General features: G+C 54.8%; 1 pseudogene. It reads right to left on the reverse strand.

Going from position 1 to position 589, the window contains the following annotated elements:
• Positions 1–339 precede the first annotated feature (339 nt).
• Positions 340–589, reverse strand: a pseudogene (locus ACR0DK_RS20515) (recombinase family protein); the annotation flags it as partial.

Consider the following 589-nt stretch of genomic DNA (forward strand, 5'->3'; position numbering starts at 1 on the left):
CGGAATTGTGCCGCAATTCCCGCGAGTTGACGCATGCACTTTCAATCAGAGACGGAGCAGATCGTACACTCGGATCACGATTCAGGCCCCAGTCTCAGTGCCGCATTTTGGCGGGATCGCTTTGGGTGGGGTTTTCCTGATACCTGGCAATTTACAGGGAATTTTCGCGAAACGGGTCTGAGTTCAGTAATTTCACCTGTCAGAACTGAATGTTTTACAGGGGTTTATGTTGCAAATTCCCTAAAAGGTGGAGCAGGGAATTTTCTCGTGCGAACGGGGAATTGTTCCGCCGGATCAGGGAGGGCGAAGTCTGTATCAGGGACGCAGGATCTGGAGATGTCAGAAGCCGAACAGGCGTTCCTGTTCGGACCAATCAAGTGGGTGGGTCACGCTGACCAGACGCTTGAGTGTAAGTTCGGGCGGCTGGGTGCCGTTGAGAAGCGCGGCCTGAATCTTCAGTGAGAGAAACGCGAGCTGAGCACGGGCAAGGATGAAAGCGCCGGGGACGCTTTCACGCCGCGCAACTTCCATCAGTTGAACTCCGGACTTCAGATCGTGGGTCCAGCCATGGGCGCGGATCAACATGGAC

This window comes from Ruegeria sp. CE6, from assembly GCF_056537485.1.